Annotated in this window: 19 protein-coding genes; 7 read left to right on the top strand and 12 right to left on the bottom strand. The window is 68.5% G+C overall.

Going from position 1 to position 21,275, the window contains the following annotated elements:
- Position 1: 1 nt before the first annotated feature.
- Genes G6N64_RS13265 through G6N64_RS13235 form a run of 7 tightly spaced genes read right to left on the bottom strand, consistent with a single transcriptional unit; the run spans position 2 to position 9,400 of the window.
- Complete coding sequence (locus G6N64_RS13265) at positions 2-1,222, bottom strand: CaiB/BaiF CoA transferase family protein (RefSeq protein ID WP_163797479.1); 1,221 nt, start codon at positions 1,220-1,222, stop codon at positions 2-4.
- On the bottom strand, positions 1,219-2,136 hold the full coding sequence (locus G6N64_RS13260; RefSeq protein ID WP_163797478.1) for an SDR family NAD(P)-dependent oxidoreductase: 918 nt from the start codon (positions 2,134-2,136) through the stop codon (positions 1,219-1,221). The genes G6N64_RS13265 and G6N64_RS13260 overlap by 4 nt, the downstream gene beginning before the upstream one ends.
- Before the next feature lies 1 nt (position 2,137).
- Positions 2,138-3,991: a flavin-containing monooxygenase gene (locus G6N64_RS13255; protein WP_163797477.1), complete on the bottom strand. Its 1,854-nt coding sequence runs from the start codon at positions 3,989-3,991 to the stop codon at positions 2,138-2,140.
- A complete protein-coding gene (locus G6N64_RS13250; RefSeq protein ID WP_163797476.1) occupies positions 3,988-5,412 on the bottom strand; it encodes an aromatic ring-hydroxylating oxygenase subunit alpha in 1,425 nt (474 codons plus the stop codon). The genes G6N64_RS13255 and G6N64_RS13250 overlap by 4 nt, the downstream gene beginning before the upstream one ends.
- A gap of 12 nt (positions 5,413-5,424) precedes the next feature.
- A complete protein-coding gene (locus G6N64_RS13245; RefSeq protein WP_163801737.1) occupies positions 5,425-6,270 on the bottom strand; it encodes an SDR family NAD(P)-dependent oxidoreductase in 846 nt (281 codons plus the stop codon).
- Positions 6,271-6,272: 2 nt separating this feature from the next.
- Positions 6,273-7,694, bottom strand: coding sequence for an aldehyde dehydrogenase family protein (locus G6N64_RS13240; RefSeq protein ID WP_163797475.1), 1,422 nt, complete (start codon positions 7,692-7,694; stop codon positions 6,273-6,275).
- A 2-nt stretch (positions 7,695-7,696) separates the two neighbouring features.
- On the bottom strand, positions 7,697-9,400 hold the full coding sequence (locus tag G6N64_RS13235; protein WP_163797474.1) for a thiamine pyrophosphate-binding protein: 1,704 nt from the start codon (positions 9,398-9,400) through the stop codon (positions 7,697-7,699).
- Between the two features lie 197 nt (positions 9,401-9,597).
- On the opposite strand from G6N64_RS13235, the gene G6N64_RS13230 reads away from it, so the two are divergent.
- Genes G6N64_RS13230 through G6N64_RS13205 form a run of 6 tightly spaced genes read left to right on the top strand, consistent with a single transcriptional unit; the run spans position 9,598 to position 16,701 of the window.
- On the top strand, positions 9,598-11,220 hold the full coding sequence (locus tag G6N64_RS13230) for an SMP-30/gluconolactonase/LRE family protein (RefSeq protein WP_163797473.1): 1,623 nt from the start codon (positions 9,598-9,600) through the stop codon (positions 11,218-11,220).
- Positions 11,217-11,966 carry a GntR family transcriptional regulator gene (locus tag G6N64_RS13225; protein WP_163797472.1) on the top strand — a complete coding sequence of 250 codons (750 nt, stop codon included), beginning with the start codon at positions 11,217-11,219 and terminating at the stop codon, positions 11,964-11,966. The genes G6N64_RS13230 and G6N64_RS13225 overlap by 4 nt, the downstream gene beginning before the upstream one ends.
- Before the next feature lie 8 nt (positions 11,967-11,974).
- Positions 11,975-13,615 (top strand): AMP-binding protein, encoded by a 1,641-nt coding sequence (locus G6N64_RS13220; RefSeq protein ID WP_163797471.1) that lies wholly within the window; start codon positions 11,975-11,977, stop codon positions 13,613-13,615.
- Positions 13,612-14,406, top strand: coding sequence for an SDR family NAD(P)-dependent oxidoreductase (locus G6N64_RS13215; RefSeq protein WP_163797470.1), 795 nt, complete (start codon positions 13,612-13,614; stop codon positions 14,404-14,406). The genes G6N64_RS13220 and G6N64_RS13215 overlap by 4 nt, the downstream gene beginning before the upstream one ends.
- Positions 14,403-15,881: an AMP-binding protein gene (locus G6N64_RS13210; protein ID WP_163801735.1), complete on the top strand. Its 1,479-nt coding sequence runs from the start codon at positions 14,403-14,405 to the stop codon at positions 15,879-15,881. Before G6N64_RS13215 ends, G6N64_RS13210 begins: the two co-directional genes overlap by 4 nt.
- Before the next feature lie 10 nt (positions 15,882-15,891).
- A complete protein-coding gene (locus G6N64_RS13205; protein WP_163797469.1) occupies positions 15,892-16,701 on the top strand; it encodes an SDR family oxidoreductase in 810 nt (269 codons plus the stop codon).
- Between the two features lie 96 nt (positions 16,702-16,797).
- Here G6N64_RS13205 and G6N64_RS13200 read toward each other — a convergent pair whose 3' ends face one another.
- From G6N64_RS13200 to G6N64_RS13180, 5 genes are read right to left on the bottom strand one after another with little or no spacing between them, the layout of a single operon-like run.
- Positions 16,798-17,991, bottom strand: coding sequence for an MCE family protein (locus tag G6N64_RS13200; RefSeq protein ID WP_163801733.1), 1,194 nt, complete (start codon positions 17,989-17,991; stop codon positions 16,798-16,800).
- On the bottom strand, positions 17,976-18,254 hold the full coding sequence (locus tag G6N64_RS13195; protein WP_163797468.1) for a cytochrome C oxidase subunit IV family protein: 279 nt from the start codon (positions 18,252-18,254) through the stop codon (positions 17,976-17,978). Before G6N64_RS13195 ends, G6N64_RS13200 begins: the two co-directional genes overlap by 16 nt.
- Before the next feature lie 5 nt (positions 18,255-18,259).
- Entirely contained in the window at positions 18,260-18,871 is a 612-nt protein-coding gene (locus G6N64_RS13190; protein ID WP_409370703.1) for a cytochrome c oxidase subunit 3, read from the bottom strand.
- Entirely contained in the window at positions 18,868-19,647 is a 780-nt protein-coding gene (locus tag G6N64_RS13185; protein ID WP_163797467.1) for a hypothetical protein, read from the bottom strand. The genes G6N64_RS13190 and G6N64_RS13185 overlap by 4 nt, the downstream gene beginning before the upstream one ends.
- On the bottom strand, positions 19,644-20,348 hold the full coding sequence (locus tag G6N64_RS13180) for a hypothetical protein (protein WP_163801729.1): 705 nt from the start codon (positions 20,346-20,348) through the stop codon (positions 19,644-19,646). The genes G6N64_RS13185 and G6N64_RS13180 overlap by 4 nt, the downstream gene beginning before the upstream one ends.
- Positions 20,349-20,623: 275 nt before the next feature.
- Between G6N64_RS13180 and G6N64_RS13175 the strand changes: the two genes are divergently transcribed.
- Positions 20,624-21,226, top strand: a complete 603-nt coding sequence (locus G6N64_RS13175; RefSeq protein WP_163797466.1) for a TetR/AcrR family transcriptional regulator — start codon at positions 20,624-20,626, stop codon at positions 21,224-21,226.
- Positions 21,227-21,275: the final 49 nt, after the last annotated feature.

The following is a 21,275-nucleotide window of genomic DNA, read 5'->3' as shown; positions in this document are numbered from 1 at the left end:
GTCACGGCCCGGCGGCGGGCCGGCCCTCGGGCGGGGCGTCCCGGACGTTCCCGACCACGGTGCCGCGCTGCCGCTCACTCAGCGCCTCGACCTCGGCGAGCACCTCGGCGGTGTCCGCACCGAGTTCGGGTGCGGGCCCGGCCACGTGGCCCGGCGTACGCGAGAACCAGGTCGGCACACCGGGAAAGCGGATCGGACCGTAGGGACTATCGACGGTCTCGAACAGGCCGACCGCCTCTAGGTGGGGGTCGTCGAAGAGTTCGTCGGGCGTCTGGATGGGGGCGGCGGGGATCTCCAGCTCGCGGAACAGTTCGAGCCATTCGGCGGTGGTGCGCTGCAGCAGCGTCTCGGCGATCAGGGCGTACATCACGTCGATCTGCTTGGCCCGCTGCTCGAGGGTCGCGAAGGCCTCGCCGTACTGGGCGATCCACGGCGGTCTGACGCGGTCGACGAACGCCTTCCAATGTTTGTCGTTGTAGATCAGCACCGCGACGTGACCGTCCTTGGTGGGGTACGGCTTCCGGTTGCGCGCGACCGTCCGCGGGTAGACCGCGGGGCCGAGCGGGGGCGTGAACATGGCGCCGTTGGCGTGTTCGACGAGCATGAACGACGCCATCGTCTCGTACATGCTCACCTCCACCTCCTGCCCCTCACCGGTGCGCTCGCGGTGGAACAGCGCCATCATCGTCGCGTACAGCGCGGTCAGCCCCGCGACCTTGTCCGCCACGATGGTGCCCATGTACGTCGTCTCGCCGGTCAGCATCTGCTGGACGGCGGCGACGCCGGACTGCGCCTGGATCACGTCGTCGTAGGCGGGACGGTCGGCTTCGGGGCCACGTCGGCTGTATCCGTAGCAGTTGGTGTAGACGACGTTCGGGTTGATGGCGGCGACGTCGTCGTAGCCGAAGCCGAGCTTGGCGATCGCCCGGGCGCGCATCGAGTGGATGAAGACGTCGGCCTCGGCGACGAGCCCGCGCAGCGCGGCCCGACCCTCGTCGGTGACGAGATCGAGGACGACGCTGCGCTTCCCACGGTTGACGTTGACGAACACCCCGCTCATGCCGGGTGCCGGTCCCACCGAGATGTAGCGGGCGTTGTCGCCGTCGGGCGGCTCGACCTTGACGACGTCGGCACCCATGTCGGCCATGATCTGCGTGCAGTACGGGCCCATCACCACGGCGGTGAGGTCGACGACGCGGATGCCCGCCAGCGGCCCGGTCACGGCGCGCTCGTCTGCGAGGCGCCGAAGCTGTACCGGATGTGATCGGTGTGCCCGTCCGGAACGGGGGCGAACACCAGCGGCACCGTGTCGTCGCGGATCGCGTCGGCGGCCTCGGCGACGTCCTCGATCGACCACGACGGCCGGTAGACGCCGGGCGTCTCCGCGACGAAGGCGCGCGCCACCCGGCCCGCGATGGCCACGTAGATCTCGCCCGAGACGGCACACGACTCGTGGGCCAGCCACCCGACGGTCGGTGCGACGAGTGCGGGGTCCATCGGTGGGTACGTCGACGTGTCCAGTCCCGCAGCCATTCTCGTCACGGCCCCGGGCACGATCGCGTTGCAGGTGACGCCCTCGGCCGCGCCTTCGAGCGCCACCACGTTCGTGAGCCCGATGATCCCGGCCTTGGCGGCGGCGTAGTTGGCGACGCCGTGGTTGCCGTAGAGTCCCCCGATCGACGACGTCAGCACCACCCGACCGTAGCCCGCCGCGCACATCACCGGGAACGCAGGACGCACGACGTGGAATGCGCCGCGCAGGTGCACGTCGAGTACGGCGTCGAAGTCGGCGTACGACATGTCCTTCAGCGAACCGCGGCGGACGTTTCCCGCGTTGTGGATCAGGACGTCGATGCGGCCGTAGCGGTCGAGCGCGGTGCCGACGACGGCCTCTCCCCCGTCGGCCGTGGCGACCGAGTCGGTCGAGGCGACGGCGGCGCCTCCGGCGGCGAGGATTTCGTCGACCACCTGCTGGGCGGGGCCGTCGTCGACCCCCTCACCCGTGAGGCTGCCCCCGACGTCGTTGACGACGACCATGGCTCCGCGGGACGCCAGCAGCAGCGCGTACTCGCGGCCCAATCCGCGGCCGCCGCCGGTGACGACGGCGACGCGGCCGTCGAATCTGAGGTCGGCCATGTCAGGCGGACGGTTCCTCACCGGCCAGCTCCAGCCCCTCCAGGTCGCCCGTGTCGCGCCAGGCCTGCAGCAGCTCGTCGAACGCGTAGAAGCCCGGCGAGTAGAAGTCACCGAGGAACGACCCGTTGCCCTCGGCGCCGCCACGGCCCTCGTTGTTGTAATAACCGGGGGTGCAGGACAGTTCGAATGCCGAGTTGTCGATCGACAGCTCGCGCACGGTCGACACCCACGCCGCCTGGCCGTCCTGGCTGGGCTCCACCGTGGTGACGCCGCGGCTCTGCGCCTCGGCGACGACGTAGGCGATGTGCTTGGCCTGCTGTTCGAACATCGCCGTCGTGTTCGCCGACACCCCGCCCTGAATGAAGCCCATGTGGAACTGGTTGGGGAAGCCGCGGCTGGTCATCCCGTGCAGGGTCTTGTAGTCGTCCTTCCAGTGGTCGAAGAGCGACAGGCCATCTCGGCCCGTGATCGAGTCGATGGCGTACCTGCGGCTGATCTCGGTGGAGATCTCGAACCCGCTCGCGAAGATGACGCAGTCGACCTCGTACTCGACGCCGTCGGCGACGATGCCCTTCTCCGTCAGCCGCTCCACGCCCTTGGTCGCCGACACGTCGACGAGCGTCACGTTGGGGCGGTTGAACGAGGCCAGGTACTGCTCGCTGGACGTCGGCCGCTTGCACATGAAGCGGTAGTAGGGCTTCAGCGCCTCGGCGGTCTCGGGGTCGGTGACGATCTCGGCGACGCGGCGCCGGAGCCGCTCCATGATCTTGTAGTCCTCCTCCTCCCGGAACGCCATGATCTGCTCGATCGTCACCGTGGAGGGATCGTCGAGTCCGGCGATCCGATTGGTGAGGTTGCGGCCGAGTTCGGTCCAGAAGTCACACACCAGGTCCGGCTCACCGAACACCACGCCGACGAACGGGGACCAGTTGTGGAAGTTCCGCTTGCGCTCCTCCTGCCAGCCCGGCTTGAGCGACGCGGCCCAATCGCGATCGGTGGGCGGGTTGGTGCGCTGATCCACCGACGACGGTGTCCGCTGGAACACCAAGAGCTGTTGGGCATCCCGGGCGAGGTGCGGCACCAGCTGGATACCGGTGGCGCCGGTGCCGACGAGCGCCACCCGCTTGTCGGCCAGCTCGACCAGTCCGCCGTCCGCGTCACCACCGGTGTAGTCGTAGTCCCATCGTGCGGAGTGGAAGACGTGGCCCGTGAAGTCCTTGATCCCGGGGATGCCGGGTAGCTTGGGGCGGTTGTAGGAGCCCTGCGCCATGACCACGAAGCGGGCCCGGATCTCGTCGCCGCGGTCGGTGCTGATCTGCCAGCGCTCTCCTCCGTCCTCCCACCGTAGCTCGCGCACCTGGGTGGAGAACAGTGCGCCGTCGTACAGCCCGAAGTGCTTGCCGATGTTGCGGCAGTGCTGGAGGATCTCGGCACCGTCGGCGAACTTCTTCGACGGCATGAAGTCGAGTTCCTCGAGCAGCGGGACGTAGCAGTAGGCGTCGTTGTCACACTGCACTCCGGGGAAGCGGTTCCAGTACCAGACGCCGCCGAAGTCGCCGGCCATCTCGATGACGCGGATCCCCTCCACGCCGGCCTTCTTCAGGTAGGCGCCGGCGAGCAGCCCGGCGAAGCCGCCACCGAGGACGACGACGTCGGCGTCCTCGACGATCGGGTCGCGCTCGGTCACCGTCGTATACGGATCGACCTCGTAGAAGTCGGCGAAGTCGCCCTCGAGTTCCAGGTACTGCGAGGCACCCTCGGGCCGCACCCGCTTGGCCCGCTCTGCGGCGTACTTCTCACGCAGGGCGGTGATGTCGACGTCGGTCGGGACGTCGGTCGGCCCACAGGTCGTCACGCTTCTCCCAATTCTCGGGGGGCTCCGGTGCCCATGTATTTCGACAGCTGGGTGTGCAAATTCACGGTGCTGCGCTCCCGGTACGGGTTGGGCATCGTGCCGGGGAAGCCGGCCGACTTCATGCCCTGCTGCACCGCGGCCATGTTGGAGAAGTCCTGCGGCAGCACCGACAGCCAGTTCGGCGAGTCCTTCGGCGTGTACTGCCATTCCGTCTGCGGCTCTTCACCCTTCGGGTACAGCTCGTAGACGGCGACCTCGAAGATGCACTTGTCGGGGTCGTAGCTGGGGTCGGGACGCGCGCTGTAACACAGCGCGCTGGTGAGACCCTGACCGATCTGCAGGTTCGGGAACAGCTGCCATGCGGTGCCGCTCTGGCCGAGGATGTCCGGCGGGATCGTCGGCCAGATGACGCCGCGCTCCTCGTCGTCGCGGCGCGCCGAGGCCAGCCAGTGCTGCAGCACCTTGTCCGCGGGCGTGCCCTCGGGCAGCTCGTCGACGAGCCGCTTCGCGGCGTTCACCAGCGTGGTGGTGGTCGTCGCGTTGGTCTGCTCCCAGGTGTACATCTGCATCTCGGCGGTGGAGACGCGCGGGTCGTCGCCGGTGCCGAGGCGGATCTTGGACTTGGTCTCCTCCATGCCCTTCGGCGCGTCGTAGCCGATGTTGCTGTGTCGCCCCTGCGCCTTCGCCCACCCCTTGAACTCGCCGAACCGGTTGAACTCCGGGTGCGTCGTGAACACGTGGTAGGTCTCGTTGAAGGCCTCCATCGCGACTTTCCAGTTGCAGTCGAAGTAGAGCCACTTGCGCCACTTGTAGCGCATGTTCTCCAACCCGAACGGGTCGAGGATCTTGGCGGCGGGCATCAGGTAGTCCGCCAGCGATTCGCAGTCGGGGTCCATGTTCACGAACAGCCAACCGCCCCAGGTGTCGACCTGGACGGGGGCCAGATGCGTGTTGCGCGCCGACAGCGTGCCCTTCCAGTCGTCTTGTTCGCGGATGTGGGTGCAGGCGCCGTCGAGGCCGTAGGTCCAGCCGTGGAATCCGCACACGAAGGACTTTCGCGCCCGGCCGACGGCGTTCTTGCCACCGTCGGGGGTGTCGACGAGCTTGCGGCCGCGGTGCATGCACACGTTGTGATGCGCAGAGAACTCGTTCGGTCCCGTCCGCACCACGATGATCGAGTCGTCGAGGACGTCGTAGGTGAGGTAACTGCCCACCTCGGGGATCTCCTCGACGCGGCCGACCTGTTGCCACACCTTGCGCCACAGCTTGTCTCGCTCCGCGCGGGCATAGTCCGGCGAGACGTAGGCCTCCACGGGGATGGTCATGGGATCCGACAGGTCCTCGGCGATCTCGCCCGTGGAGCCGTCGGATTCTGCCTCGACCTCGATCGTCGCGTCGAGATCGGCTTCGGTGTGGGTCACGTGATCTTCCTTTCAGGGCCGGCTGATCGCGTCGCGGAAGGACTGATCCTTGAGGAACAGCGAGGTGTTGTCGGCGCCGAGATGGGTCCACTTGAGGTTCAGGCCGCCGTCGACGAGCAGGGTCTGCCCCGTCACGTATCCGGACAGGTCCGACAGCAGGAACAGGATGGCGCCGGCCTGCTCCTCCGGGGTGCCACGGCGACCCATGGCGATCGCGGTGCGGTCGCGGTCCGGGTCGGCGTCGACGTAGGTGGCCGACGCGGCGGTCTCGGTCACGCCGGGAGCCACCGCGTTGACCCGGATGCCGGACGTCGCGAGTTCGACGGCCATGGTCCTGGTCATCGCGACGATGGCGGCCTTCGCGGTGCCGTACGCAATGTGGAACGGTGCGGTGTTCATCCCGCTGATCGAGGAGACGGACACGATGGAACCCGGTGCGCCACCGGCGATCAGCTCCGCCGCGACCGCACGGCTGAAGAAGAAGGTTGTTTCGAGGTTGGCGGCGAACAGCGCCCGCCAGTCCTCGCGGGTCACGCGGGTCGACGGCATCCAGGTGTCGGGTCCGGCGCCACCGGCGACGTTCACCAGTCCGTACAGCCGACCGTCGGTCCTGCGGACCCGGTCGAGCACCGTCGCGATGCCGTCGTCCGTCGATGCGTCGGCGGCGACGGGAATGACGGCCAGCCCCTGCTCGACGAGCGGTCCGATGTGCTCGTCGAGGTTGTCCTGGCGCCTGCTCACGGCGATGACGGTGGCGCCCGCGCGCGCGGCCATCGCCGTCACCGCGGTGCCGATGCCACCGCCACCCGCACCGGAGACGACGACGATGCGGCCGCCGAGGTCGATCAGATCGGGCACCGTCACCCGGCCGGCGTCATGATGGACTTGGTCTCCAGGTATTCGTGGAAGCCGATGTCACCCCATTCGCGGCCGTTGCCGCTCTGCTTGTAGCCGCCGAAGGCGGAACGGAAGTCGAAGCCGCCGTTGATGGCAACCCACCCGGCGCGGATGCGTCCCGCCACGGAGCGCGCCGTGTCGATGTCCTCTCCCGACACGTAGCCGGCCAGACCGTAGTCGGTGTCGTTGGCGATCGCGATCGCATGGTCGAGGTCGTCGTAGCCGAGGATCACCAGGACCGGCCCGAAGATCTCCTCGCGGGCGATGGTCATGTCGGGGGTCACGTCCGCGAACACCGTGGGCTTGACGTAGTGGCCGGTCTCGAGTCCGTCGGGCCGCCCGGTCCCGCCGGCGACCAGGGTGGCGCCCTCCTCGATGCCCTTGCGGATCAGCGACTGGATCTTCTCGAACTGCGTGCCCGAGACGACGGGTCCGAGGTCGAAGCCACCGTGGGGGTCGCCGACGGTGATGCCGGCGGCGGCTGCCGCGGCGACCTCCTTGGCCTCGGCCATCCGGGCGTTGGGCACCAGCATCCGCGACGGTGCACTACAGGTCTGCCCCGAGTTGCCCATCATCGTGACCACGCCCGAGGTGACGCCGTCGGTGAACGCGTCGTCGTCGAGCACGACGTTCGGGCTCTTGCCGCCGAGTTCCTGCGCCACCCGCTTGACCGTCGGCGCCGCGTGACGCGCGACCTCGATGCCCGCCCGGGTGGACCCGGTGAACGAGACCATGTCGATGCCCGGATGACTGGACAGTGGGATGCCGACGCCCGGTCCGTCACCCTGGATCATGTTGAAGACACCGGCGGGGACGCCTGCGGCGTGCAGGATCTCCGCGAACACCTGCGCCGAGAAGGGTGCGACCTCCGACGGCTTGAGGATCGCCGTGCACCCGGTGGCCAGAGCCGGGAACACCTTGACCGAGATCTGGTTGAGCGGCCAGTTCCAGGGCGTGATGAGGCCGCAGACGCCGATGGGCTCCTTGACGATCGTCAGGCCACCGCGGTCCTCCGTGAACGGGAACGTCGTCAGCGAGTCGATCGCCGTGGTCAGGTGTCCGAGACCCAGGCCGACCTGCGGACCGGCGGCCAACCCGGCCGGGGCGCCCATCTCCTCGGTGACGGCCTCGGCGAGATCGTCTGCGCGCGCCTGGTACTCGGCGAGGATGGCGTTGAGCACCTCGAGGCGTTCCTCGCGGGCGGTGACCGACCACGTGCCGAACGCGCGGCGGGCGGCGATGACGGCCCGGTCGACGTCGGCGGCGGAACCGAGCGAGATGCGGCCGGCCACCTCCTCGGTCGCGGGGTTCTCGACGTCGACGGTCTGACGGTCCACCGGATCGACCCACTGGCCATCGACGTAGAACTGCAGATACTCGCGCATGTCTATTGCGTCCCTTCCGCGTACCAGGTCCGGAACTCGTCGTAGCTCGGCATCTCCTCCGAGTTGACCTTCGGGTCGATCGGTACGTGGATCACCGTGACCTTGCCGCTCGCGAACGCGCGCTCGATCGCAGGCCCGAGATCCTCGGCCCTGTCGACGTACTCGCCGCGGCAGCCGAAGCCCTCGGCGATCTTGTCGAACCGCACGTCCTTGCTCCAGTGCACGCCGGTCTCGAGCGACCCCTGGCCGAACGTCCGCTTGTAGACGCCGACCTCGAGGCCCCACTGGTGGTCCACACCGACCACGCATACCAGTGGGAGGTCCAGCCGCGCGGCGGTTTCCAATTCGGCGATCGCGAACATGAAGGACGAGTCGCTGGTGAGCAGCATGACCGGGCGCTTGCGTCCGTCGGCCACCGAGGCGCCCACCGCGTAGGGCAGGCCGGTGCCGATGTGGCCGAAGTTCTGATTCCACACCACGTCGTGCGGCTTGGCCTGGGAGTAGGTCCACTGGAAGATCACCGTGGCACCGCCGTCGCGGACCATGATGCCGTCCTCGGGGAACGCCTTGGTCGCCTCGACGACGAACCGGGCGGTGTGCAACGGCGTTCCGCCGGGGGCACTCTCGGCGAGGTCGGCGATGCGGGCGGCGTCGTCGGCGATCCAGCCGGCCAGTTCCGCCGAGGGCTGCCGCGGCGAGTCCTTCAGTGCGTCGACGAGCTGCGGGACGATCGCGCGCAGGTCGCCGACCAGCGGGACGTCGATGCGACGGTTGACGCCGATGGCGGTCGGGTCGAGTTCGACGCTGATCCACTTGCGGTTGGCCTCGTTGTCCAGCCAATGCCTGCCGCGGCCGTAGTGGACGGGCTCGCCGAGTTCGGTGCCGATGGCGATCACGAGGTCGGACTTCACGACGGCGTCCACGGCGGACGGCGAGAAGCCGTAGGGGAAGGTGCGGTCCTCGAGGCCCCGGATGAAGGACGTGCCGCCGGAGGTCTGGATCACCGGGCAGTTCATGAGCTTCGCCAGCGCCTCGACGGACTCGCCGGCCCGCGACGTGTGCACGGCGTGGCCGACGAGGAGGATCGGCTGGCGGGCCTTGCGGACGAGTTCGACGGCCTTCTCGATGGACTGCGCGCTGGCGCCCTGGTTGACCAACCGGTAGGCGTCGGGCGGCAGCGGCGCGGGGACGTCGAGTTCTTCGAGGATGACGTGTGAGGGGTATTCGATGTACGCCGGTCCGGGGGTCCCGGTCTGCGAGACGCGCAGGGCGTGCCGGACGATCTCGTCGGTCTGGTCCGCGTACTCGATGCTCGCGGAGTACTTCACCGACGGCGCGAGGAGCGGTGCCTGCGAGACGAACTGGATGCGCCCGCGGCGGACGCGCTGCTCGGTGATGCGGGCGCGCTGGCCACCCAGGAAGATCACCGGCGAGTTCTCGACCTTCGCGCACATGATGGCGCCGGAGAGGTTCGCCAGTCCCGGGCCGAGCGTGCCGATGGCGAGGCCGGGCCGGCCCGTCATCCGCGACACCGCCTCGGCCATGAACCCGGCGTTCTCCTCGTGGTGCGGCGCGACGACCGTCCAGCCGCGTTCCTCGGCGGCGTGGAACATGTGCACGAAGTTCGGGTCGGGGATGCCGAAGAGGGTGTTGATCCCCTCGGCCTCGAACAACTGCAGGATTCGCTCGTACACCTTCACGGCCACGGTCGGCTTTCTCCCATTCCTCGGTTGCGGCGATCCGGAGCCCCGGCCGCCCGCTCGGTGCCCAATTGTCCGGACATTGCAGTCCTGTGCACCATTTGGAGAGCATGATTCTCCTATGTTGAGCCGCACGTCAAGGGCCGTGCCACATCGTGTCGGTCTTATTGTCTGGACCAGTCGGGCTTGCTATGGTCCGTTCGATGACGACCACCGGCTCCCCCTCCGTCCAGCGGGATTCCCCGAGTCGCCACTGGTCGGCGACCCCGCCCGAGGTGGCGACGGGGTGGCGGCTGGACCGGTTGACCGCCCCCAGCCGCCTTTTCGGCGCGAATGGCCTACGTACCGGACCCGACGGCCGCGTGTACGTCGCGCAGGTGACGGGCAGCCAGATCAGTGCGCTCGACGTCTCGACGGGCGCGGTGGAGACCATCAGCGCGAAGGGCGGCGACATCGTGGCGCCCGACGACGTCGCCTTCGACTCCCGCGGCAACCTCGTCGCCACCGAGGTGATGGACGGCAGGGTCAGCCTGCGCGACACCTCCGGGACCACCCGAGTCCTGCGCGACGACGTGCCCTCGGCCAACGGCATCACCTTCCACCGGGATCGGCTGTTCATCGGCGAGTGCCGCGAGGGTGGCCGCCTGATGGAGTTCGACCTCGCCGGCGGTCCACCGCGGGTGCTACTGGAGGACGTCCCGTCACCCAACGCCATGGAGGTCGGGCCGGACGGACTGCTGTACTTCCCCGTCATGGGCGCCAATGAGATCTGGCGCATCGATCCGTTCGCCGACGACGCCCGGCCGCAGACGGTGGCGAGCGGGCTGGGGGTTCCCGACTCGGTCAAGTTCGACGCCGACGGGTTCATCGTCTCGACACAGGTCGCGAGCGGGCAGGTGCTGCGGATCGATCCGCGTACCGGCGATCAGACCCTGCTGGCGCAACTCTCCCCCGGCCTGGACAACTGCACCCTGGTCGACGGCCGGTTGTTCGTCTCGAACTTCACCGGCGAGATCACCGAGATCCTCGGTGGCGGTGACACCCGCACGACACTGCCCGGCGGACTGAACTGGCCGCTCGACCTCGCCGTTGGCGGTGACGGCCGGGTGTACGTGGCCGACGGCACCTACTTCTACGCGGTCGAACCTGACGGTTCGCTGCAGACGGTGGGCATGCTGTTCTCCCCGGGTTACCCCGGCTTCCTGCGCGGCCTGGTGCCGTCGGGTCCCGGCGAGTTCGTCGTCACCACCTCCGGCGGTCAGATCGCGCGATACCGGCCGGGGAGTGGCGAAACCGATTATCTCGCAGACGGCTTCGATCAGCTGTACGGTGTCGCCGTCCGCGGCGACGACGTCGTGGCGGTCGAGCAGGGCACGGGCCGGGTGCTGTCGGTGAATCGGGCGGGCACCGTCGGCGTGCTCGCGTCGGGCCTGTCCGAGCCCGTCGGCGTCGTCGTCACCGCGGCGGGCGACCTGCTGGTCGGCGAGACCGGCCGCGTCGTGCGGGTCACCGCGTCGGGCACCGAGACCGTCGTCGACGGGCTCGTCCGCCCCCACGGCCTGCTCGTCGTGGCCGGCACTCTGTACGTCGTCGACGCCGGCCAGAAGGCGGTCATCGCCGTCGATCTCGAGACCGGCGGCCGGACGACCATCGCCGCCGGCCTGCCGATCGGTGCGCCGCCCGGCGTCGACCCCAAGCCGCTGCGGGGCATGCCGCCGTTCTCCGGCCCGCAGGGTCCGTTCGCAGGCATCGCCGCGGGACCCGATGGCACGCTGTACGTCTCGGCCGACGGGGAGGGCAGCGTGCTGACGCTGCGGCGCACGTGACGAGCACCGACGTCGGCACGGCTGCCGACCACCGCTACCTGCAGGTGGCGCGCGCCCTGCGCAAGGACATCGTCGACGGCGTGTATCCCGTCGGCACCCAGTTGCCCACGGAGCACGAACTGTGCGAGCGGTTCGAGGTCAGCCGGTACACCGTGCGCGAAGCGCTGCGCCGGCTACGCGACGACAACCTGGTGTCGTCGCGGCCCCGCGCGGGCACGATGGTGGTTGCGCGTGCGGCATCGAACTCCTATGCGCAAGAGGTCATGTCGATCGACGACCTGCTGGCGTTCGCAGCGGGTGCCCGCTTCGACATCGAGTCGAACGCGATGGTGACGGTCGACGTGGACCTCGCCGCCCACACCGGCCTGCCCGTCGGCACGCAGTGGCTCGCGGTACGCGGCACGCGCCGCGCCGAGGACGGGGAGGTGCCCATCTGTCGCACCGAATACTATGTGCACCGCTCGTTCGCCGCGGTGGGCAGACTGCTGCAGCGCCACACGGGCCCCATCTTCCCGCTGATCGAGGATCTGTTCGGGGTCAGCGTGGTCGAGGTGCATCAGGAGATCGCCGCGGTGACGGCGTCCCCTCGGCTGGCCGAACAGCTGCAGGTCGACGAGTGCACCGCCGCGCTCGAGATGCGGCGCACGTACACGACCTCGGACGGTCAGATCGCCCAGGTCACCGTCAACACACACCCGTCGTCGCGGTTCCGCTACTCGATGACCATGCGTCGCGTGAAGGGCTGAGGACGACCATGGGCAGTACTCGCAGAACCGTTGCCGGACGGTCGATCCGATGGGACGAGACGCGCGCCGATGAGGCCCGGTCCGCCGGTCTCTGGGTGACGGACACGCTCGGGAACACCCTGCGCCACGCGGCCCGCGAGACGCCGGATCGAGTGGTGCTGATCGATGGCGCCGTGCACCTCACCTGTCGCGAGCTGTACGGCCGCGCAGGCGCGTTGGCCGCGGCCCTGCTCGACAGGATGCCGACCGGCAGCGTGGTGTCGTTCATGCTGCCCAACTGGTGCGAGGCCGCCGTGGTCTACCTCGCGGCCACCCTGGCAGGCATGGTCGTCAATCCGATCCTGCCGTCGCTGCGAGACCACGAACTGCGCTTCATCCTGAGCGACGCGGACAGCCGGATGATCTTCGTGCCGGAGACGTTCCGTGGGCACGACTACGCGGGGATGCTGACCCGCGTCGTCGACGAGATCGAGCCGCCGCCGGTGGTCGTGGTGGTGCGCGGCGATGCCGGGCCACACGTCCGCTACGACGACCTCGTGGCCGCGGGTGCCGCCGATCCCGAGGTCCCGGTCGATCCCGACGCCGTGCGCATGATCATGTACACCTCCGGGACCACGGGACGTCCGAAGGGCGTTCTGCACACGCACAATTCGATCCACGCGCTCATCTCGCAGATCCGCGAGCACTGGCTCGTCGACCCGGGCGACAGGTTCCTGGTGCCGTCGCCCATCGCCCACGTCGGCGGGTCGATCTACGCGTTCGAGTGCCCGCTGCTGCTGGGCTCCACCGCGGTCCTGATGCAGCAGTGGGATCCGGATGCCGCGATCGCGCTGATGGGCGAGCACCGGTGCACCCACATGGCCGGCGCCACGCCCTTCCTCGAGCAGCTGCTCGCCGCGGCCGAACGCGCCGACACCCGACTCCCGGACCTGAAGGTGTTCATCTGCGGCGGGGCCTCGGTGCCGCCGTCGCTGATCCGCCGGGCCACCGCCTACTTCGACCGGGCCCGGGTATCGCGCGTCTACGGTTCCACCGAGGTGCCGGTGACCACCGTCGGGGCGCTGGCCGATCCCGCCGCCGCCGCCGACACCGACGGCCGGCCGGGCATCGCCGACGTGTGGCTGGTGGCCCGGGACCCCGGCGGGATGGGCGGCCAGACCGGCGAGATCCGCGTGCGCGGCGCCCAGATGCTCGCGGGTTACCTGCATTCCGAGGACGAGGCCGACGCGTTCGACGCCGACGGCTACTTCTGCACCGGCGACATCGGCCGATGGGCGGACGACGCGCTCGTCGTCACCGGCCGCGCGAAGGACCTCATCATCCGCAACGGCGAGAACATCTCCCCCAAGGAGGTCGAGGACATCCTCATCGGCCACCTCGGCATCGCCGAGGTGGCGGTCGTCGGCATGCCCGACGCCCGGACCGGCGAACGGGCCTGCGCGGTGATCGTGCCCGTCGGCAGCGCACGACCCTGCGTGGACGACCTCAGCGACTTCCTGCTGGGGCAGGGCGTTGCGAGGTTCAAGGTGCCCGAGCGCGTGGCGATCTGGGAGTCGCTGCCGAAGAACGACGCGGGCAAGGTCCTCAAGCACCGGATACGGACGGCCTTGGACGAAGCGCACACGAGTGGGGAGATCGACGTCCAGTGAGTGACACACGGGTTGCCATCGTGACCGGGGCCAGCAGCGGGATCGGCTTCGGGACCGCCGTGAAGCTCGCCGAGTCGGGCATGGCGGTGCTGGGCACCGGCCGTGACGAGGCCAGGCTCGCGGAGTGGTCGACGGCCGCTCGCGAGGCGGGCGCCGACCCGGACCTGGTCGCCACGGTGGCCGTCGACCTCACCGCCGACGACGGTCCCGCACGCGTCGTCGACGCCGCCGTCGGACACTGGGGGCGGATCGACTTCCTGGTCAACAACGCGGGCGTCGGCAGCCCGAAACCGTTGCACGAGACCGACGACGAGTCCCTCGACCAGTTCCTGGGCATCATGCTCCGTGCACCGTTCCGGCTGGCGCGCGACGTCATCCCGCACATGCGCGACGGGTCCGGCATCGTCAACGTGACGTCGACGTTCGCGGTCGTGGGCGGTCTGCGCGGTGGCGCCTACTCGGCCGCCAAGGGTGGGCTGACCGCGCTCACGTCGCACATCGCCTGCCAGTACGGGCCGCTCGGAATCCGATGCAACGCCGTCGCACCCGGGGTCACCATCACGCCGATGGTGGAGCACCGCCTCACCGACGAGCGGTTCCGCAAGATCAACACCGAGATGACGCCGTTCCCCCGGCTCGGCCGCATCGAGGACGTCGCGAGCACCATCGCCTTCCTCTGTTCTCCGGGAGCCGGTTTCATCAACGGCCAGACGATCGTCGTGGACGGTGGCTGGAGTTCGACGAAGTACCTGTCCGACTTCGCACTGTCGTCCGAATGGGTCGCTCGTTGAACCTGTTCGGCGTCCTCGATCAGACCGCCGCGCGGCACGGCGACCGCGGCGCGGTGTTCGTCGGAACCCGCCAGGTGCACACGTGGTCCGAGTTGCGCGACCGTGCACTACGTCTCGCGGCGTCGCTACGTTCCGATCTGCCCTCGGGCTCGCGGATCGCAGTGGCCAGCGAGAACCGCCCGGAGATCGTGGAGCTGATGTTCGCGGCGTGGGCCGCCGAGTGCGTCGTCGTCCCGATCAACTTCAAGCTGCACGCGCTGGAGATGGCCGAGATCCTCGACGACGCCGGCGCGTCGATCGTGTTCGCGTCGCCGAAGATCGCCGCGTCCCTCGCGCCGGCCACCGGGGTCACCGTGGAGGCGGTCGACGCTGCGGCGTACCGCGGACGGTTGGCCGTGGAACCGCTGGCGCCACCGCGGCACACCGACCCCGCCGAGCTGGCCTGGCTGTTCTACACCAGCGGCACCACCGGGCGCTCCAAGGGTGCGATGCTCTCGCACCGCAACCTGATGGCGATGACGGTGTCGCACCTCGCCGACTTCGACGACCCCGACGCGGACTGCAGCCTCGTCCACGGCGCCCCGATGTCACACGGCTCGGGTCTCTACATCGCGCCCTACGTCCTGCGCGGCGCACGACAGGTAGTTCCCGAGTCGGCCGCCTTCGAGGCCGACGAGTTCCTCGACCTGTGCGAGCAGCATCCCGGCTGCAGCAGCTTCCTCGCCCCGACCATGGTGGCCCGGTTGGTCGCCACGGGACGGTCGTGTCCGGCGAATCTGCGGACCATCGTCTACGGCGGCGGCCCGATGTACGTCGACGGCCTGAAGAAGGCGATGGCCGCGTTCGGTCAGGTGTTCGTGCAGCTGTACGGCCAGGGCGAGGCACCGATGACCATCACGGGCCTGCGGCGCGCCGACCACCTCGACGCCGACGACGCGGCGCTCGGCTCGGTCGGGTACGCCCGGTCCGGGGTGGACGTCGCGGTGGTCGACGACGACGGCTCGCCCACCGAGCTCGGCGTGATCGGCGAGATCGTCTGTCGCGGTGACGTCGTCATGTCCGGCTATTGGAACAACCCCGATGCGACGGCTGCGACGCTGCGCGGCGGGTGGCTACGGACCGGCGACATGGGCTCGTTCGACGAGCACGGCCGTCTGACGCTGCGGGACCGGTCGAAGGACGTGGTGATCAGCGGCGGCAGCAACATCTACCCCCGCGAGGTCGAAGAGGTGCTCATCACCCACCCCGACGTCGCGGAGGCCTGCGTCGTGGGGGCCCCGGACGAGGAGTGGGGGGAGGTCGTGGTGGCGTTCATCGTGGGCGACGTCGAGGCCGCGGACCTCGACGAACACCTGCTGGCGCGGATCGCCCGGTTCAAGCGGCCCAAGCGCTACGAGTTCGTCGACGAGCTGCCGAAGAACAGCTACGGGAAGATTCTCAAGCGGGCCCTGCGGGAGCAACTGGCCGGTCGGTGACAATGACCTCATGCAGATCGAGGGCACTGTCACCGTCATCACCGGCGCGGGATCCGGCATCGGCCGGACGCTGGCCCGCGAGTTCGCCGCAGCGGGTTCCTCGGTGGTGGTCGGCGACCTCTCGGCCGACGGCGCCGCCGCCACCGTCGAGGCCATCACCACCGACGGCGGCGCGGCCGTGGCGGTGGTCGGGGACGCCGCCTCCACCGACGGCATCACCCGACTGCTCGACGCGGCGCGCGACGCGTTCGGACCGGTCGACGTCTACGTCGCCAATGCCGGCATCATCGGCGCGTCCGGTCTCGGCGACGACGAGGCCGACTGGGACCTGATCCTCGACGTCAACCTGCGTGCGCACGTCCGGGCCGCCAAGGCGCTCGTCCCGGAGTGGGAAGCCCGGGGCAGCGGGTACTTCGTCGGCGTCGCGTCCGCGGCCGGACTGCTCACCCAGGTAGGCGCGGCCGGGTACTCGGTGACCAAGCACGCCGCCGTCGGGTTCGCGGAGTGGCTCTCGATCACTTACGGCGACAAGGGTATCGGCGTGTCGTGCGTCTGCCCGATGGGCGTCGAGACGCCGCTGCTGTCGGGCATCACCGACTCCGCCGATCCCCAGGCCCGCATGGCCGCCGCGGCGGTGCGCAACGCCGGCGAGGTGATGGGTCCCGAGCGCGTCGCGGAACTCACCGTGGCGGCGGTCCGCGACGGCACGTTCCTCGTGCTGCCGCATCCGGCGGTGCTCGACATGTACCGCCAGAAGGGCGCCGACTACGACCGCTGGCTGTCCGGCATGCGGCGCTACCAGGCGGGCCTCGGGGGCTGACCTCCGGCGTCGAGTGTGGGGGTTCTGAATGCATCCGCCGAGAACGCCGTCGCACGACCCACACACTCGGCGCGCACGGGTCGAGGACGTCGGGGATCAGCCCGGCATGCCGGTCTGGGCGCTGTTGCGGGGCGGACCGTCGATGTCGCCGAACAGAGCCCGCTTGAGACCGTCGGAGTTGAGCAGCACGCCCTGGTTGCCGTAGCTCCACGGGTTGGCGCCGACGTCGGCGACCAGGAACGGCGGGCGCTTGTTGTTGGGCACGAGCGGCAGCATCTGGTCCTTGCAGGACGGTCCGCTCTTCGCGGCCACCTTCGGGAGATCCTGCGGGTAGCGGTAACGCTCGATGCCGAGGGTGAAGCCGGCCGTAATGTCGACACCGGGCTTCGCTGCCGGGACGGTCCTGGAGAACGGCGCCAGGCCCTGGATGCCACAGCGGAGGTTCTCCTGGTACTGGCTGGCGGTCGACAGCGTCGGCACCAGCATGCGCAGCAGGTCGGTCAGCGGTTGGCGGCTCTCCCCCACGACGTCGTTGCCGACGTCGGCCAAACCGATTGCGCTGACCAGGAATCCGTCGAGGTTCTGCTCCTGGTCGACCAGGGTGTCGCCGACCTTCGTGGTGCTGTCGAGCACGTTGAGCAGTTCGGGGGCGGTGTCGGCGTAGCCGCTGATGGCGACCGGCACGACCTCGAGGTCACGATTGATGTTGCCCAGGCTGGGATTCAGCTTGTCGAGCAGCGCCGAGAAGTCGGTGACCGTCTGGCCCAGCTTCTCGCCGCGGCCCTTGAGCGCACCCGAGAGTGCACCGAGGGTCTCGTTGAGCTTCACCGGGTCGACGGCCTTGAGCACCGAGGTGAGCTGCTGGAACAGGGTGTTCGTCTCGACGGTGACGCGTTGCACGCCGAGTTGCTGACCGCTCGCCAGGGGGACCGACGAGGGATCGGGCGGCGCCACCAGTTCGACGGACTTGGCGCCGAACACGGTCGACGACGCGATGTCGACCGTCACGTTGCCCGGGATGTCCTTGAGCTGTGCGGGATCCATGGCCAGTTTGAGGACCGCCGTGCCGTCCGGCCGGTTCTCGATCGACTCGACCTGGCCGACCTGGACCCCCCGCATCTTGACCTTCGCCGCGGGGTTCATCACGAGGCCTGCACGGTCGGAGATCACAGTCACCGGGACCGTCGTTCCGAAGCCACCTTGGAACAATCCGATCGCGATCACCACCACGGTCACCAGCGCCAGCACCGTTGCCAGACCGGCGAGCGGCCGAATCACGCAGCCGCCCAGTAGAAGCCGAGAAGGAGGGCGAAGATCGCGACGGTCCAGGTGCCCGTGCACGCCTTCAACCATCGCGGCGCCGTTCGCACGTCCATGAAGTGCCAGATCACCAGATGCGCCTTGACCGCGGCGATTGCGACTACGACGACGGTGACGACGGGGTTGACGACGTGCTCGGACCCGCCCCCTCGAGCGGTCAGCCACGATGCGGCGGTGATCACTAGGAGCACCGCCCACACGATCGTCAACCGACGTCGGGTGTAGGTGGACACCGGCATCACCTCATCACGTAGAGGAGCGCGAACAGGATGAGCCACAGGACGTCGACCATGTGCCAGTAGGTCGCGGCCGTCTCGACGAACGACGTCTTGGGCGTGGACGACGTCCGCAGGCTGCGGACGACGAAGGAGAGGATAACGAGGCCCAGCAGCACGTGGCACAGGTGCAGACCCGTCATCACGAAGTAGAACGTGAAGAACAGGTTCGTCCCCGGGGTCATCCCTCTGACGATCTCCGGGACGTATTCGAACGCCTTGAGCACCGGGAAGGCGGCACCGCAGACCAGCGCAGCGGTGATGAGCCGCAACGCATCTGCCGTCCTCCCGGTGCGAACGGCCGTCACGCCGAGAGCGACCAGGAGCGAGCTGGTGAGCAGCACGAGCGTGTTGACCACACCGATGTCCAGGTTCAGCCGTGCCTGACTCCGAAGGAAGAGGTCGGTGTCCTGTCCGCGGTAGTACACATAGGCCACGAAGTACACGCCGAAGATGATCAGGTCGCCGATGACGAAGAACCACATGCTGGATTCACCGGGGACGTGATCGCCGGCGCCGGCACGTCGATCCGCCCGAACGTCCCCGCTGGCAGCGTCCGCAGCGAGCCCGGTCACGGCCGCACCACCGATCCTTCGACGGGCCAGCGGTTCTCGAGTTCGTCGTCGGGCTGGTTCCTGATGGACCGGAAGATGCAGACGTAGACGATGACCTGCCACGATCCATAGAGCACGATCGCGAACCAGAAGGTCAGCAGCCCGTTCCAGGCGAACGGGCCGGTCTTGGAGATCCAGACGGGTGCGGCCATGAGTTCGGTGACGTACTGCCAGACGGTGTAGTAGCCCAGCCATTTGGGCAGGACGCCGTTGTCGTCGAGGATGATGGCGAGCCCGAAGGCCATCCACATCACGCAGAAGCACCCGAGCGAGCCGATGAACGCCAGGTACCCGAAGTCGTAGAGCATCGCGAGCGTCGAGGCACTGTATCCGGGCCGGAATGCGCCGAGACCGAAACAGAACATCGGGAACAACATGCCCACGATCGCGCCGGTCATGGCGCCGACCATGATCGAGTACCGCAGAACGGGGCTCACCGACATCCGTTTCACGTGAATGAGATAGACGGCGTTCGACAACGGCGCCAAGCCGAAGGTGAGCACGAGGAGTGCGCACGCGATCAGGAGGTCGCGCGAGTGCATGAAGTCGAGGATCTGCCCGGAGGGTGCGTTCGGCGACGACGGCGGCATCATCCCACTCAGGGGAATGAACACGATTGCGAACACGGTGAAGAAGAACGGAACGGTCCAGAAGGCGATCCACTGATCGAGTTTGCGGTTCCTACGTGTCGGCTCGGGACCTGCGGCCGCCGGCGCCGTGACGGTGCCGTCGCTCACGCCAGGTCCGCCTGCTCGTCGCCCTGACGATCGACCGCGCGCAGGAGCACCAGGAACGTCACCACCAGGTAGCTCGCCAGCACGACCATCCGCAGGGTGAAGGACACGCTGCCGTCCCACGCGAGCGGCCCGGAAGTGACCAGGATCGAGAAGGCGCTGGGAATGAGCAGGACGGCGGTGACCACGTTGAAGTGCGCATACCAGCGCGGAAAGATGGGATCCGGCCGCTCGTCGAGGTAGGTGCTGACGGCGAGGCACAGGTTCTGCACGACGATGGTGCCGACCGGGGCGACGAAGAAGAACCACGCCATGTCGTTGAGCAGGCTGATGAGTTCCGGATCTCGATCGGGCCTGAACGCGGCGACGCCCCAGCAGTAGTCGGCGAGGATGAAGGCGGTGGTGCCCACTCCGACGCACATGACGTAGGCGTAGGTGAAGACGCTGCTCGACGTGCGGATGCGGGACATCTGTACCGCCGCGACGGCGAACAACGGGACCAGCGACCCGGCCAGCAGGTTGGCCAGGATGACCACGCCGAGGATTCCCGTGTTGTGCTCCGCGAAGAACGCTGCGACCTCCGCCGGAGTCATCGTCGGGGAAAGGGGCGGCACGAAGATGGGGAACGTCAGAAAGCCGAGGGCGAACAGCGCCATGGCTGGCGGCGCAGTCCACAGCAGGATTCGTTGCCCCTTCGTCGCCATCGACCCCCGCCGGTCCTGCTGGATTACCGCCACTCGCAGATCCCTTCCACGTCGTCGTCACGGGGCCTCGTCGATGATGCCGACTAGGTCTAACACGTTCACTGACAAATGACAATGAATTGACGTCCTAACGATTCGTCGCGGCCCTGGATCCTCGGCAGAACGCCATCATCAGAGTCCTATTCGCCGAAGTCCACCCCGCTGATGCCCACGCGAAGACGACTCATCTCGGTGACACACGTCAGTGTCCGCCAGGCAAGAGGCACAATGATGACGTGCGCGACAGATCCCAGGGGCGTGAGGCTCAGCGGCTTCGTACCCGTGCGCGCGTTCTCGACGCCGCAGTGGTGGAGTTCCAGCGGACCGGCACCCACTCGGCTGACATCAACGCAATCGTCGAGGCAGCAGGAGTGTCCCGAAGTACCTTCTACTTCCACTTCCCGACCAAGGAGCACGTGCTCCTCGAACTCCTGCGAATCGACGAGGCCCGGCTCGCGGCTGAACTCAGCAGGTTCCTCGATGGCCCGCACGATCTGCCCGCAGTGCTGCACGAGACCGTCCGGCTCGTCCTCGAACTGGAAAGCCGCTGGGGCGCAAAACTGTTTCGCGATGTCGTCGGGCTCTACTTCTCTCCCACCCGCCCCGAGGAAGAGCAGTGGGCCCAGCACCAGACGTTCGTGCTCCTCGCCGCCGAGATCGAACGCTCGCGACATCGCGGCGAACTCTACGACGACACCGACTGCTACGACGGCGCTGCATTCTTCCTCGTCGGTCTTTACGCCCTGCTCACCTCGTACCGGGACATCGGCCCCGAGCGAGAGTCCGTCCTGCGGAGGTTCGTCAAGAGCACGGTCCGCAGCCTCCAACCGCAAGGCTGACCGACGAGGCCTGCCAGCTCACTCTGGCCGCCGAGTGTGCGGGTCGTGA

The organism is Mycolicibacterium sediminis (genome assembly GCF_010731735.1).
Lineage (GTDB): Bacteria > Actinomycetota > Actinomycetes > Mycobacteriales > Mycobacteriaceae > Mycobacterium > Mycobacterium sediminis.
Note: the sequence above shows the minus strand (reverse complement) of the source record. Positions and strands in the feature narration are given on the sequence as shown.